Below are 13,900 nucleotides of genomic sequence, written 5' to 3'. Positions count from 1 at the left end.
CTCAGCGGCGCGCCGAGGACGGCAGCGCGATCGGCAGATCGAGGTAGAAGGCCGTCCCGCGCGGCGCGCGCGGGGTCGCCCGGATGACGCCGCCGTGTGAGGCGACGATGTTCCTCACGATGCTCAGGCCGAGGCCGGTGCCGGCCCCGTCGGTCTTCGTCGTGAAGAAGGGATCGAAGATCCTCGGCAGGTGCTCGGCGTTGATCCCGTGCCCCTCGTCCTGGATGATCACGGTGATGTAGCCGTCGCTCGGCGACATCGCGGTCGCGATGCCGAGACAGCCGCCGTGCTCGTGCATCGCATGCGCCGCGTTCGTGAACAGGTTGACGAACACCTGCGTCAGCGGGTCGATGACGCCATGCACGGGCGGTATCTCGCCGAAGCGCTTCTCGACGGTGACGCCCGTCTGCTCGAGGAGGTGCTCGCAGAAGACGAGCGCGCGCTCGATGATGTCGTGGAGGGAGACGGCGCCCGGCTTCTCCGTCGAAGGCCGCGAGTAGGCGATGAGATCGCGCGAGAAGCGGCGGATGCGGTCCGCCGCCTCGTTGATCCTCGCGAGCCGCTCGAGGTCCGAGGGGTCGAAGCCGCTGCGCTCGCCCTTGCGGCGCAGGTACTCGGAGTAGGCGAGGATCGAGGTGAGCGGGTTGTTGAGCTCGTGCACGACGCCGGCGGCCATCTTCCCGAGGGACGCCAGCTTCTCGGCCTGGATGATCTGGTCGCGCAGCGATTGCTGCGCCCGCGCCTCGCGGATCGTGATCCGCAGGGCGAGCACGAGCCGGTCGACCAGCGCCTGGATCGGCGCGCTGTCGAGATAACCGGCGTCGTCGGCCGCGATGTGCACGCTCGACCGACCTTCCGGCTCGATCGCCACGGCGCGCTCGAACGCGAACTCGGGCAAGAGCCGCGCCGGATCGCGTGGGTCTTCGCGGCGGGCGCGCGATGACACCCGGACGACCACCTGCGCGCCGGCCGCGCCGGGGATGCAGGCGCCGAACCCGCAGCCCGTGAGCGTCCTCTCGGCGGCGCCGAGCAGCGCCGAGGCGCGCTGCTCGAGCGAGGCGGAGGGATCGAGCTCGCTCGCCGCGATCAACAGGGTGTCGATCCACTCGAGAGGGATGTCCCTGGTGAGGGGCTTCCGGAGCGTGACGGGAGCGTCGGACAACGGCTGCTCCCCCAGGCGCTCCGCGGTCCTTCCGCTCACCCGATCACCCGGTTCGGGTCGTCGCCGCTCGACCGGTCGAGGTCGATGATCTTCGCGGCACCGACGTAGGACTTCGTCTCATAGCGGGTGATCTTGCCGATCTTGCGGACGATCTCCGCCATCCGCTCGGCCTCGCTGCGGATCGTGGCTGCGGCCCCCTTGATGGGGGACGCGTCGTCGATCCGGCGGCAGATCAGCTCGGCGTAGCCGAGCACGCTGGTGAGCGGCTGGTTCAGCTCGTGCGCGGCCGCGCCCGCGAGCTCGGCGATGATGGCCTGCTTCTCCCGAGCGCGGAGCTCCTCCTGCGCCTCGGTGAGGCGGGCTTCCATGCGCATCCGCTCGCGCAGGTCCGTGAAGATGCCGACGGAGCCGACGGGGACGCCGTTCTCGAAGATCAACGCGGCGGAGAGGTGCACGGGGATGCGCGACCCGTCCTTGGCCAGGACCTCGGTGCGGTAGCCCTCGAGCCGCCCAGGGCCGCCGTGCTCCTTCGCGTGGATGAGCCGCATGATCTGCTCGGCGTTATGGTCGGGGTAGAGCGCGCGGACGTTCATCGCGCCGACGACCTCCTTCGCGTCGTAGCCGTAAATCCGCTCGGCGGCGCGGTTGAAGAGCAGGACGATCCCCGCCATGTTGGCCGAGACGATCGCGTCGACGGAGCTCTCGATGACGCGCTCCAGGAACTCCTTCGTCTTGGTGAGCTCGGCCTCGGTGGCGCGCTCCATGGTGACGTCGCGGAAGCTGACCAGGACGGCGCCGCTCTCTTCTCGAAGGACGCTGCTGAAGCTGAAGCTGAGGATGAGCTTCTCGTGATCGGGCTCGCCCCGCCTCACGGTGAAGTCCACCATGTGCGGGAACGATCCTCTGGCGAAGCCGGCCCGGATCTCCTCGAGGAGGGGGTGCTCGCGCGCGTCGACGAGGTCGGCCAGGTTGGCCCTCTCGAGAGCCTCGGCCGTGCGCCCGGTGATCGCCTGCGCGCGCGGGTTGGAGAAGAGGATGTGGCCGTCTGGGTCGGCGACGATGATGCCGTCCGCCGTCGAGTGGAAGAAGTCAGCGTAGCGCTGGAGCGCCTTGAGCCGGCGCTCCGCCTCGAACCGCGCGAAGGTGCTCTGCTGCGTCTGGTCGCGGAGCGACTGCAGGATGCGCGCGTTGCGCAGGGCGATCGCGGTGGCGCTCGCGACCGTGCGGGCGAGCGAGAGCTCGTGCGCGTGGGGGGCCACCGGCTGCCGGCCGCGCAGGAAGAGCACGCCGAGCGGCTTGTCCTCGAACAGGATGGGCAGGAGCGCGAGCGAGCGGAACGCGTTCTCGGGGAGCTCCGCGCGCACGATGTCGAACAGCGGGTGCGCCTTCGCGTCGTCGATCACGAGCACGTCGCCCGTGCGCATGACCCGCTGGATCTCCGGGTACTTGCCGAGGTCGATCGGCAGATCTCGGAGCTCCTTGTCGTCGCTCGCGGCGACCACGTAACCGACGTCGCCCTGGTCGCGCACGAGCACGATGCTGCAGCGGTCGACGCGGGCCACCTCGGCGATGCGCCGCACGACCGTGAAGAGGATGTTCCGGAAGTCGAGCGTCGAGGAGAGCGCCTGCGTGAGCTCGAGGACCACCTTCGCGTCGTGCTCCTTGCGCGCGAGCGCGTCGACGTAGTCGCGGATCCGGAGCTGCCCGCGGATGCGGGCGATGAGCTCCGCCGGGCGGAACGGCTTGCGGATGAAGTCGTCGGCGCCGATCTCGAAGGCGCGCGCGACCTCCTCGTCGGCGTCGAGCGCCGTCAGCACGACGACGGGGACGTCCTGCGTCCGAGGGTTGTCCCGCACGGCGCTGAGGACGACGTACCCGTCCGGAGGCGGCATCACGAGGTCGAGCAGCACGAGCGCTGGCACGCTCGCCTCGAGCCACGCGAGCGCCTCCGCGCCCGAGGTGACGGCGATGGTCTCGATGCCCGCGTCAGCCAGCGCGTGCAGCAACATCTGCCGGCTGACGGCGTCGTCATCGACGACGAGCACAGGATCGCGGCGAGACACACCGCCAGCTTATCGACTCCAGGCTGCGACGATGAGAGAATTTCCGGGTCCGGCGCGACGCTGGCGCATCCGCGCGAGCGCTACGAGAAGAGGTCGCCCTGCTTCTCCGCCGGCGCCGAGAGGCCCAGGTGCTCGTACGCGCGCCGGGTCGCGATCCTGCCCCGCGGCGTGCGACCGAGGAAGCCCTGCTGCAGCAGGAACGGCTCGTACACGTCCTCGATCGTGTCGCGCGGCTCACTGAGCGCCGCGGCCAGCGTGTCGACGCCGACCGGGCCGCCGTCGTAGTGGTCGATGATGACGCGCAGCAGCCGGCGATCCATCTCGTCGAGGCCGACCGCATCGATCTCGAGCCGCTCGGCGGTCTTTCGCGCGATCGCCATGGTGATCGCGCCGTCGCCGAGCACCTCGGCGAAGTCGCGGACGCGGCGCAGGAGCCGGTTCGCGACGCGCGGGGTGCCGCGCGCGCGGGCCGCGATCTCGCGCGCTCCGCCGGCGTCGATCGGCACCTCGATCAGGCCGGCGCTGCGCTGCACGATGCGCTCGAGCTCCTCGACGGGGTAGAAATCGAGGCGGACGATGTGGCCGAAGCGCGACAGGAGCGGCGCGGTGAGCAGCCCGGTGCGGGTCGTCGCGCCGACCAGCGTGAAGGGCTTCAGCGCGAGCTGGATCGTCGTCGCGTAAGGCCCGTCGCCGGTCATGATGTCGATCTTGAACGACTCGATCGCGGGGTAGAGGCTCTCCTCGACCGCCGGGGTGAGCCGGTGGATCTCGTCGATGAACAGCACATCGTTGCGCTCCAGCTTGGTCAGCAGCCCCGCCAGCGCGCCCTTGTGCTCGATCGCCGGCCCGCTCGTGACGTGGAGCGTGACGCCCATCTCGCGGGCGAGGATGTGGGCGAGCGTGGTCTTGCCGAGCCCGGGCGGGCCGCAGAACAGCATGTGATCCAGCGGCTCGCGCCGCCGGCGCGCGGCCTCGACGAAGACCTTGAGGTTCTCCGTGTGCTTGGCCTGGCCGACGTACTCGGCGAGCGAGGCAGGCCGGAAGAGGCGATCGAAGCGATCGTCGTCGCCTGTCTCGGCAGGAGAGAGCGCCCGTTCAGCCATGCCACGGGAGTACCGCGGGCGGAGGGCGAAGGGAAGCGATCCGGGCAGCGATCCATGCGGCCGTGGCGCGTCGCGCCTCGCCGCGCGCGTGCAGCCGAGCGCGGGTTCAGCCGAGCGCGGGCACCGACGAGAGGCGGGGACGGCGCGGGGGCGGAACGCGCGGCAGCCGAGCGCGGCAGAGCGGGCGGCCGTCGGGGGCGCCGTCCACCTCGAGCGAGCCGCCGTGGAGCTCGATCACCGAGCGCGCGTGGCTGAGGCCGAGGGTCAGGCCGCGCCCGCGCGCCGTTGTCTGCCGGCTGAACAGGGCCTCCAGCTCCTCCGGCGGCACGTCGCGGCTGCCGTACTCGATGTCGATGCGGACCTCGCTGTTGAACTCACCGGCCATCGTCGCGGTGAGACGCACGAGGCGCGCAGAAGGATCGGCCGCGCCGGTCCTGAGCGCGTGCGCGACGATGACCGCGATCGCCCGCGTCGCGTACGCCTGATCGACCGGGATCAGCGGGAGGGTGTCGCCGACCTCCACGACGACCTCGCCGTCCGCGTCGCTCGCGAGCTCGCGCGCCTTGCGGAGGGCGCCCGCGATGAGCGAGCCGACCGACGTCGGCTGCGGCTCGAGCGTGAGCTGCCCGGCCTCGACGCGCGCGGCGTCCAGGATCGACTCGATGAGGCCGAGGAGCTCTCGGCCGCGCGTCGAGATGAGCTCCAGGCTCTCGCGCTGCGCGGCGGTCAGGTCCTCCTGGCCCACGAGATCGGCGAACCCGAGGATCGCGTTCAGCGGGCTCTTGAGGTCGTGGCTCACGCTTGCGAACAGGAGGCCGCGCATGCGCTGCGCGGCCTCGCGGGACTCGAGCGCGCGCTCCTGCGCCGCGGCGAAGACGCGGAAGCGCTCGGCGAGATCCTCGATGGCGTGCCCGAGCCGGGCGACGACGGCGAACCGGGCGGGGCGCGCGATCTGGGTGGCGCCGCGGAGCACGCTGTCCGTGCCGAGCAGGCGGACCTGCTTCGTCGCGTGCACGAGATCGGCGGCGAGGACGCGGCCGAAGAGGTTGCCGAGCACGCCGGCCACCAGCACCGCGAGCAGCGCGACGAGCGCGCCCCAGATCGCGGCGGAGGGCTCGAGGTCCGCGGAGAACCGGGTGTTGACGCAGCCCCTGTCGAGCGGCGTGATCACCGCGATCTGCCCGTCGGCCTCGCGGCCGAAGGAGGGCTCCGCGCCCACGCAGTTCTGCTCCACGCGCGCGAGGAACCCGAACTCCGCGGCGGCGGCCACGACGTCGTTGCGATCGGCCTCCTCGATGGCGCCGAGCGCCGGGTCGAGCGCCGTGCGCGCGATGAGCCCCGCGGTCGCGCGGCGGCTCCGCTCGATGAACGTCTGGAGATGCGCGTTCGCGATGAGCACCGCCCCGACGCCGACGAGCAGCACCGGCGCGGCGACGGACAGCAGCAGCTTGGCGGTGACCCGCCGGCGCGGCGTCTGGTACAGCTCGGCCGTCTCGAGCAAGGCGCCGATGGCCTCGGCCGGGCTGATCTCGAAGAGGCTGAACGTCGTGGCGCGCGTCAGCACATAGTGCGGGATCGCGGACGCGCAGAGGATCGTGATCGCGAGGATGAGCAGGCTGACCGCGCGGCCGTCGTCGAGCTTCTCCGGCCTGATCCCCGGGATCATCGTGAGGCTCGAGATCGTCGAGCTCGCCACGACGAAGCGCAGCGCCAGCGACGGCGGAAGCTCCGCGAACCGCTCGAGCTCCTCGTGATCGATGTCGCGCGCGCCGATCATGAGCGAGCGCAGCAGGTCCCGGTGGGTGCGCAGGCGGAGCAGGGTCAGCAGCGTGGTCGCCCCGATCGCGGCGAGGGCGATCTTGGCCCCCACCGAGAGCACGCTCGCGGCGACGTCCTGCTCCAGGATGAGCAGCTTCGGCGCGAGCGCCGCGATCGCCCCGAACGCGGCGAGGCCGACCAGCGCCTGGCGCACCAGCACGCGCCTCGCGAAGTGGATCGCGTCGTCCCTCATGCGCTCGTCGGTCACGCGACCCTCCCTCCTGGACGGCTGCCGCCGGGCTCCGCCGGCGGCGGCTCCGTGCTGGGCGCGGGCGGGGCCAGAGGAGCAGGCGGGGGCGGGACGATCCAGATCGGCAGCGTGATCGTGAAGGTCGAGCCCCGCCCGAGCTCGCTCTCGAGCTGGATCGTCCCGCCGTGCATCAGCACGAGGCGCCGCGCGATCGAGAGCCCGAGCCCGGTCCCGGCCCGGCGAGAGCGCACGTCGCCGGTCTGCCGGTACTCCTCGAAGACCGCCGACGTCTCCTCCGGCGGGATGCCGGGGCCGGTGTCCTGGACGACGATCGCCGCGTAGCGGCCGCGCGCCGCGATGTGCACCGTCACCGAGCCGCGCGCCGTGAACTTGACGGCGTTCGAGACGAGGTTCGTCAGGATCTGCCGCACCCTCCGCGGATCGGCGTGCGCGACGAGGCCGTGATCGCCGGTGACGCGCAGCTGCACGGGCTTGTCGCGCGCAGCCGCGGACGCCTCCCGCATCACCTGATCGACGAGGACGCGGAGGTTCACGGCGCGGCGGGAGAGCTGGAGCTTGCCCGTCTCGAGCGCCGAGAGATCGAGGATGTCGTCGATGAGCGTGCGCAGGTGCTCGCCGCTCTGCCGGATGACCGAGAGCGCCTCGCGCGCGTCCTGGCTGAGCGGCCCGTCGACCTCGCTCTCGAGGACGTGCGCGAACCCGAGGATCGCGTTGAGCGGCGTGCGCAGCTCGTGGCTGAGCCCCGCGAGGAACGCCGAGCGCTCTCGATCCATCGCGGACGCCTGCTGGAGGTCGGCCCGGTAGGAGCGCTCCGCCGCGGCGAAGCGGGTGATCAGCAGGTTGAAGGCCGCCGTCAGGAGCCCGACCTGATCGAGCGACCTGATCGGCACGGGCTCGATCTGGATGAGGTCCGAGCTCGACCCGCTCATGTTGTGGCCGTGCGCCATCGCCGTGATGCGCTCGCGCAGGTAGTCGACGTCGTCGCGCGCCGCCTTGGTGAAGGAGAGCGCGACCGCGACGGCCACGCCGAGCAGCAGCGTCGTGAGGGCCGCGACGGCGTTGCCGAGGGCGATCGAGTCGGGCGGCGGGCTCGGCGCCGAGACGAAGGTGATCACGGACAGGCTCGAGAGCGGCGGGTGCAGCGCGCGCGCCGCGAACCGGACGCGGCCGAGCGAGGTCGTCGCGTCGCCCTTGCCCTGGGTGAGCATCTGGTAGATGTCGGCCTGGGCCGGCGCGCCGAAGCTCTCGTTGATCAGCACGTGGCCGCTCTGCTCGACCAGCAGGATCTCCGACCCCGCCCGCCGCGCCGCCTGCCCCAGGAACTCCGTCCTCTCCCCCTCGGCGGTCCCGCGGAGCCGCGCCACGAGCGTCGCGGCCAGCACCTCCGCGCGCAGGCTCGCGGCCTGATCGCTCATCTTCGCGAGCTGGCTGATGCCGATCAGCGCGATCGCCACCGCCGTGGCGATCCCCACCACGATCACGATCGCGGGCGCGAGCGGAACGAGCGGCGTCGTGCCGCGAGGCCAGCGGAGGATGCGACGACGGCGGGCCACGGTGAAGATCGGGATGCTAGCGCGCTTCGGGCGGCGTACGGGCCGCATCCGGCGCCCGCAGGCGGCGCGCGCTGGAGCGGGCGCGCGTCACGCGTCACCCGGGTTACCTGGGATCGGTCGCCAGGAGCGCGAAGACGGAGTGGTCGAGCCAGCGGCCGTCGCACCACTCGGCCTGCCGGGCGATCCCTTCGAAGCGGAAGCCGAGCCGGCTGATGACCGCGAGCGAGGCGTGGTTGTCCGTCGCGGCCGCAACCCGCACCCGGTGCGCGCCCATGTGGCTGAACGCGAACCCGAGCGCGGCCTTCGCCGCCTCGGTCATGAGCCCACGACCGGTCGCCTCCTTGCGCAGCCAGTAGCCGAGCTCGCAGGAGCGGTGCAGGTGCACGCACGACTCGAGCCCGACCACCCCGGCGAGCGAGCGGTGCGCGCGCTCGCGGATGACGAAGCGCAGCGCCCGGCCGTGATCCCAGTCGGCGGCGCACGCCTCGGCGAAGCGCACGCTCGCGGCCGGGTCCGTGTGGAACTGCACCCAGGGCAGCCACCGCTGCAGGATTGCGCGCGAGCCGCTGACCGCGAGCCAGAGCTCGGGCCCGTCCGACGGGTCGATCGGCACGAGGATCAGCCGCTCGGTCTCGATCGGACGGGCGCGGACCTCGCTTCGAGGTGGGAGGATGAGCATGGGGTCACCGGCACTGGATGCGAGCGGCGTAGGGCTCGAGATGACCCGCCTCGTAGTCAAGCCAGGCGACATACCATTCTCCAGGCCTCGCGCCGGGGCTGATCGAGGGCGCCGGCTGGTCGCCGCTCACGCGCGCGAACTTCGTGGGCGTGCCGATGCCGTCGCGGTTGATCGACGCGGTGAGCATGCGGCCCTGCTCGAACCAGACGAGCTGAGCCTGGCCGTTCGGCGCGATCGCGATCGACGGGCGCGTGCCGGTCTTCGAGAGCCGCTTGCGCCAGAGCGGCTGGCCCTTCGCCGGGTCGATGTAGGCGGCCGAGGCGCCCCCGAGCGGCGGCTCGCCGTGCCAGACGACGAAGCAGCTGCCCCCGCCGCAGGCGAGCGAGGGGCTGTCGCTGCGAGCCCGATCGCTGTTCACGAGCGACAGGTCGCCGAGCGCGCGGTCGGCGCGCTTGCCGGGGCTGGCCGGCGGGAGCCCCTTGTCCGCGCTCGCGAGCGCGAGGCGCATGTACTGGATGAGGCGCGCCGGCTCGCGATCGAAGCGGAAGGCGAGGTGCAGCACGTCGTTCATCACCGCGATGGAGGGGAAGCGCACCCGCGGCTTCGAGGGGCCCGTCGGGGTGACGTCCGTCAGCCGGATGATCTCGCCGACCGGATCGAGGTTCGGCGAGAGGCGGCGCATGAAGAGGTCCTCGGAGGCGTTGTCGCCGTCGTCCGACCACGCGATCACGAACCCCTCGGCGGCGCGCGCGAGCGAGGGCCAGGAGTTCCCGCCGCGAGGGAAGGGGGCGACCATCATCGCGGGGCCGTCGATGCGGCCGTCGCCGTCGAGCCAGCGCACGTGGACGCCGGCCTCCGGCCCCTTGCCGTCCCAGTACGTGAGCACCAGCCGCTCGCCGACGGAGGTCAGCTCGGGGCGCCCGATGGCGCGGCCCTCGGGCGTCACGTCGAGCGCGGGCGATGAAGGCCGCATGGCGCTGTCGAGCATCGCCGTGTAGGCGTGCTCGCTGCCCTCGTGCGAGTCGGTCCAGGTGACCACCGCGCCCCGCGGACCGAGCGCGATCGACGGCCGGCTCGCGCCGATGGCGCGGCCGCCCTCGCGCACGAGATCGTGCGTGCGCGGCCTGGCGAGGCCGGTGAGCCGGCAGGGCGCCTTGCCGCTCGCCTCCTTCACGGCGACCTGCACGTGCTCGATCAGGGTCCGCGGCACGGCGTGGTTGCCCTTCTCCTGGGCTTCCTTCAGGTGCTTGAGCGCGGCCTTGAGATCGCCCGCGGCGATCGACTCCTGCGCCTGCGCGACGAGCGGCGGCCAGGGCAGGCCGGGCGGCTCGACCGGGGCCTCGGCGCGCGCCGGCACGTCGGCGACGGCGGACGCCGACGGCGCGGTCGGGGACCGCGGCGGCGCGGTGCTCGACGAGACGGGCGGCAGGGCCGTCGGCTTGAGGAACTGGCGGTAGCCGGCGTACGCGGCGCCCGCGGCGAGCGCGATCACGCCGAAGACGACGAGCGCGCGACCCGCGCCGCCCCGCCTCGACGTCGATCGCTGCGCGAGCTGCTCGGGGACCGAGGCCTCGCCCGAGCCCCCCGAGAACGAGATCTGCTGTCCCGCGCCCTGGCTCAGACGCCCGGGCATCGAGGCGCCGCGCTGGCCGGAGAGATCCATCCCGGCGAACGGATCCGCCCCGCGCTCCGCCGGGCCCGAGGGCACGGTCCGCCGCGCCTCGTTGGGGGTCACGCGGACGACGCCCGGCGGCTCGAACGCCACGTCGACCGGCGCGTCGCTGGTCGCCGGGAGGAGCCCAGCCTGCGACGGCTCCGCGCCGCGCGGGGGCACCGGCTGCGCGACGCCGAGCGCGACCGAGAGCTCGTCCGCGAACTCCTTCGCGGTCTGGAAGCGCCGGTCGATCGAGCGATCGAGCGCCTTCTCGAACCACACGGTGAAGCTCGGGGGCAGATCCGGACGGAGCGCCGCGGGCTGCGGCAGCGGCGCGTTCGCGATCTGCGCGAAGGTCATCGCGACGCCCTGCTCCGTCTGCCACACGGTGCGGCCGGTGAGGCACTCGTACGTGATGCAGCCGAGCGCCCAGAGGTCCGCGCGATGGTCGACGGCCCCCTGGCCGCGCACCTGCTCCGGGCTCATGTAAGCCGGCGTTCCGAAGACCGCGCCCTCGCGGGTGAGGCGCGCCTGCGCGTCGCCTCCGTCGACCGGCGCGTAGAACTTCGCCAGGCCGAAATCGAGGATCTTGGCGCAGAGGCGGCCCTCCTCGTCCTTCGTGAGGAAGATGTTCTCCGGCTTGAGGTCGCGGTGGACGATCGAGGCGGCGTGCGCCTTGGTGAGCCCGCGACAGACCTGGGACATCACCGCGACGGTGGTCTCGGGGTCGAGGTACCTGACGACGGTCATGCGCTCGTACAGCGACTCGCCTTCAAGGAGCTCGAGCACCAGGAACGGCCGCCCGTCGTCGAGCTTGCCGGAGTCGTAGACGTCGCAGATGAAGGGGCTGCGGATCGACGCCGCGGCGCGTGCCTCGCGCAGGAAGCGCTCGACCACAACGGCGGAGGTCGTCAGCTCCTGTGCGAGCACCTTGATCGCCACCCGCTTGCCGATGTCGATGTGCTCGGCCTCGTACACGGCGGCCATGCCGCCGCGCCCGATCTCGCGTGTGATGCGGTATTTTCCGGCGAGGACCGTGCCTACCGGGATCTTCGCTTTGTTCGGCAAAGCCATCAGGCAGGGCTGTCCCGCGACTGGATTCGCCAGCGCAGACTATTCGAGCCGCGTCACAAGAACAAGGCGAGCGCACCATGGCCGTCCGACGAGCCGCTGGAACCCCGAAGGTGCCGTGGAGGCGAGCTCGTCCTTGACAGGAGCAGACGAGCGGACCCAACCCCGGGCGCGGTCGGCGTGACCCACCCCCGACGGCGCGTGGTGGGCGAGAATCCCATCTGCTGGAGCCTGGTAGGGGAAAACCTTACCCATCGGCAGGGGGCGGGGGAGCGGGTCTCCTCTCGCCGGCGGGGCCGTGAAAAAAGTAAGCCGGCTCCGATTTCCTGACGCCAGATGCACTTTTCTCACGCACGCACGGTGCGCGAAACATTCCGGAAACATGAGCTTGGGTACACCAGCCTGGACCTCCGGTCGCTGCGCCAGCGCCCGGGGCGAGGGGTCGCCGATCCGGCTCTGCTGGATGGGTCCCTGAGTCGTTGACAACGTCGGGGCAATGCCCGGTGGACCGGGCGGACCCCGTCACGGATCAGAGCCGGGCGGCGTCCGGCACATCGACGGGAGGTCGCCGGCGGAGGCGTCCCCCCTTTACCGGCTCTGCTCCGGCGGGGCTTTTCGGGTGATCGTGCGGGCTTTTTACCCCGGCGAGCACCCGGTCACCACAGGCGTGCGCAATGAAAAAGGTCGAGGCGATCATCAAGCCGTTCAAGCTCGACGAGGTCAAGGACGCCCTCGCCGAGGTCGGGATTCAGGGCATGACGGTGACCGAGGTAAAGGGCTTCGGTCGGACCGGCGGCAAGAAGGAGGTCTATCGCGGGTCGGCGTATGTCGTCGACTTCGTCCCGAAGGTGAAGGTCGACATCGTCGTGCCGGACAGCATGGTCAGCGACGTGATCGACGCCATCGAGAAGAGCGCCAAGACGGGTCGGATCGGCGACGGCAAGATCTTCGTCGTCCCCGTCGAGGAAGCCGTGCGTATCCGCACGGGTGAGCGCGGCGAGGACGCCATCTAGGCGAGCCGCGGGCAGAGCGTCACAGGGCATTCGCGGCGGGTCACAGGCTCGAGAGTCGAGCGACCAGTAACGAGCGAGCAACGAGCACGAGCCCGCGCGCCGCCGAATCACACACAGCGAGAGCAGCGAGAGTCAGCGAGGTAGAGGAAGATCATGAAGCCGAAAGATGTCGTCGCGTTTGCGAAGGAAAACGACGTTAAATTTGTCGATCTCAAGTTCATCGACCTGCCCGGCGTCTGGCAGCACACGACGATCCCGGCGTCCCGCCTGAACGAGGACATCTTCGAAGAGGGGATCGGCTTCGATGGCTCGTCGGTGCGCGGATGGCAGCCGATCAACGCGAGCGACATGCTGATGACGCCCGATCCGGCGACGGCGAAGCTCGATCCGTTCCACGCGCAGAAGACGCTCAGCATGATCTGCAAGATCAGCGACCCGGTGACCGGCCAGCCCTACGGCCGCGACCCGCGCTACATCGCCCAGAAGGCCGAGAACCACCTCCGCGCGAGCGGCATCGCGGACACGACCTACTTCGGGCCCGAGGCCGAGTTCTTCGTCTTCGACTCGGTCCGCTACGAGAGCTCGCAGCGCGGCGCCTTCTACGAGATCGACAGCGACGAGGCGGTCTGGAACTCCGGCAAGTCCGGCGTGAACCTCGGGCACAAGATCCGGCCCAAGGAGGGCTACTTCCCCGTCGCGCCGACCGACACGCTCGGCGACCTGCGCGCGGACATGATGACCACGCTGATCGAGACCGGCATCGGCGTCGAGGTCGGCCACCACGAGGTGGCGTCGGCCGGGCAGTGTGAGATCGGCATCAAGTTCTCGACGCTGACCTCGATGGCCGACCAGCTCATGTGGTTCAAGTACGTGATCAAGAACGTCGGCCGCAAGCACGGCAAGTCGGTGACGTTCATGCCGAAGCCGGTCTTCGGCGACAACGGCAGCGGCATGCACTGCCACCAGTCGCTCTGGAAGGAGGGCAAGCCGCTCTTCGCCGGCGACGGCTATGCCGGCCTCTCCGACACGGGCCTCTGGTACATCGGCGGCATCCTGAAGCACGCGAAGGCGCTCGCCGCGCTCACCAACCCGACGACGAACAGCTACCGCCGGCTCGTCCCGGGCTACGAGGCGCCCGTGAACCTCGCGTACTCGAGCCGCAACCGCTCGGCGTCGATCCGCATCCCGCTGCCGCCCGGCAACAGCCCGAAGGGCCGCCGCATCGAGGTCCGCTTCCCGGACGCGAGCTGCAATCCGTACCTCGCCTTCGCGGCCATGATGATGGCCGGCCTCGACGGCATCCAGAACCGGATCGATCCGGGCGACCCGCTCGACAAGGACATCTACGCGCTCTCGCCCGAGGAGCTCAAGGAAGTGCCGCACATGCCGGGCTCGCTCGACGAGGCGCTCTCCGCCCTCGAGCGCGACAACGAGTTCCTGCTCCGCGGCGACGTCTTCACGCGCGACATCCTCAAGACCTGGCTCGACTACAAGCGCGAGCGCGAGGTCGACGCGATCCGGCTGCGCCCGGTCCCGCACGAGTTCTTCCTCTACTACGACGTCTGAGCCACCC

At 71.2% G+C, this 13,900-nt stretch carries 9 protein-coding genes; 2 read left to right on the top strand and 7 right to left on the bottom strand.

Annotated elements, in window-relative coordinates:
* Position 1 precedes the first annotated feature (1 nt).
* From WME89_RS43825 to WME89_RS43795, 7 genes are all read right to left on the bottom strand, one after another.
* On the bottom strand, positions 2-1,162 hold the full coding sequence (locus tag WME89_RS43825; protein ID WP_438005524.1) for a sensor histidine kinase: 1,161 nt from the start codon (positions 1,160-1,162) through the stop codon (positions 2-4).
* A 35-nt stretch (positions 1,163-1,197) separates the two neighbouring features.
* Positions 1,198-3,225 carry a PAS domain S-box protein gene (locus WME89_RS43820; protein ID WP_438005523.1) on the bottom strand — a complete coding sequence of 676 codons (2,028 nt, stop codon included), beginning with the start codon at positions 3,223-3,225 and terminating at the stop codon, positions 1,198-1,200.
* Between the two features lie 80 nt (positions 3,226-3,305).
* The gene (gene ruvB, locus WME89_RS43815; RefSeq protein ID WP_438005522.1) at positions 3,306-4,328 is read right to left on the bottom strand and encodes a Holliday junction branch migration DNA helicase RuvB; all 1,023 of its coding nucleotides are present in this window, start codon (positions 4,326-4,328) and stop codon (positions 3,306-3,308) included.
* A gap of 106 nt (positions 4,329-4,434) precedes the next feature.
* Complete coding sequence (locus tag WME89_RS43810; RefSeq protein ID WP_438005521.1) at positions 4,435-6,354, bottom strand: sensor histidine kinase; 1,920 nt, start codon at positions 6,352-6,354, stop codon at positions 4,435-4,437.
* The gene (locus tag WME89_RS43805; protein ID WP_438005520.1) at positions 6,351-7,910 is read right to left on the bottom strand and encodes a sensor histidine kinase; all 1,560 of its coding nucleotides are present in this window, start codon (positions 7,908-7,910) and stop codon (positions 6,351-6,353) included. The genes WME89_RS43810 and WME89_RS43805 overlap by 4 nt, the downstream gene beginning before the upstream one ends.
* Before the next feature lie 103 nt (positions 7,911-8,013).
* Positions 8,014-8,589: a GNAT family N-acetyltransferase gene (locus WME89_RS43800; RefSeq protein ID WP_437620748.1), complete on the bottom strand. Its 576-nt coding sequence runs from the start codon at positions 8,587-8,589 to the stop codon at positions 8,014-8,016.
* A 4-nt stretch (positions 8,590-8,593) separates the two neighbouring features.
* Complete coding sequence (locus tag WME89_RS43795; protein ID WP_438005519.1) at positions 8,594-11,317, bottom strand: serine/threonine protein kinase; 2,724 nt, start codon at positions 11,315-11,317, stop codon at positions 8,594-8,596.
* A 671-nt stretch (positions 11,318-11,988) separates the two neighbouring features.
* On the opposite strand from WME89_RS43795, the gene WME89_RS43790 reads away from it, so the two are divergent.
* Together WME89_RS43790 and glnA are read left to right on the top strand one after the other, a co-directional pair.
* On the top strand, positions 11,989-12,327 hold the full coding sequence (locus WME89_RS43790) for a P-II family nitrogen regulator (RefSeq protein ID WP_012239819.1): 339 nt from the start codon (positions 11,989-11,991) through the stop codon (positions 12,325-12,327).
* A 153-nt stretch (positions 12,328-12,480) separates the two neighbouring features.
* Positions 12,481-13,893: a type I glutamate--ammonia ligase gene (glnA, locus tag WME89_RS43785; protein WP_437620746.1), complete on the top strand. Its 1,413-nt coding sequence runs from the start codon at positions 12,481-12,483 to the stop codon at positions 13,891-13,893.
* Positions 13,894-13,900 lie beyond the last annotated feature (7 nt).

The sequence above is a fragment of the Sorangium sp. So ce321 genome (genome assembly GCF_051530195.1).
Taxonomy (GTDB): domain Bacteria; phylum Myxococcota_A; class Polyangia; order Polyangiales; family Polyangiaceae; genus Sorangium.
Note: the sequence above shows the minus strand (reverse complement) of the source record. Positions and strands in the feature narration are given on the sequence as shown.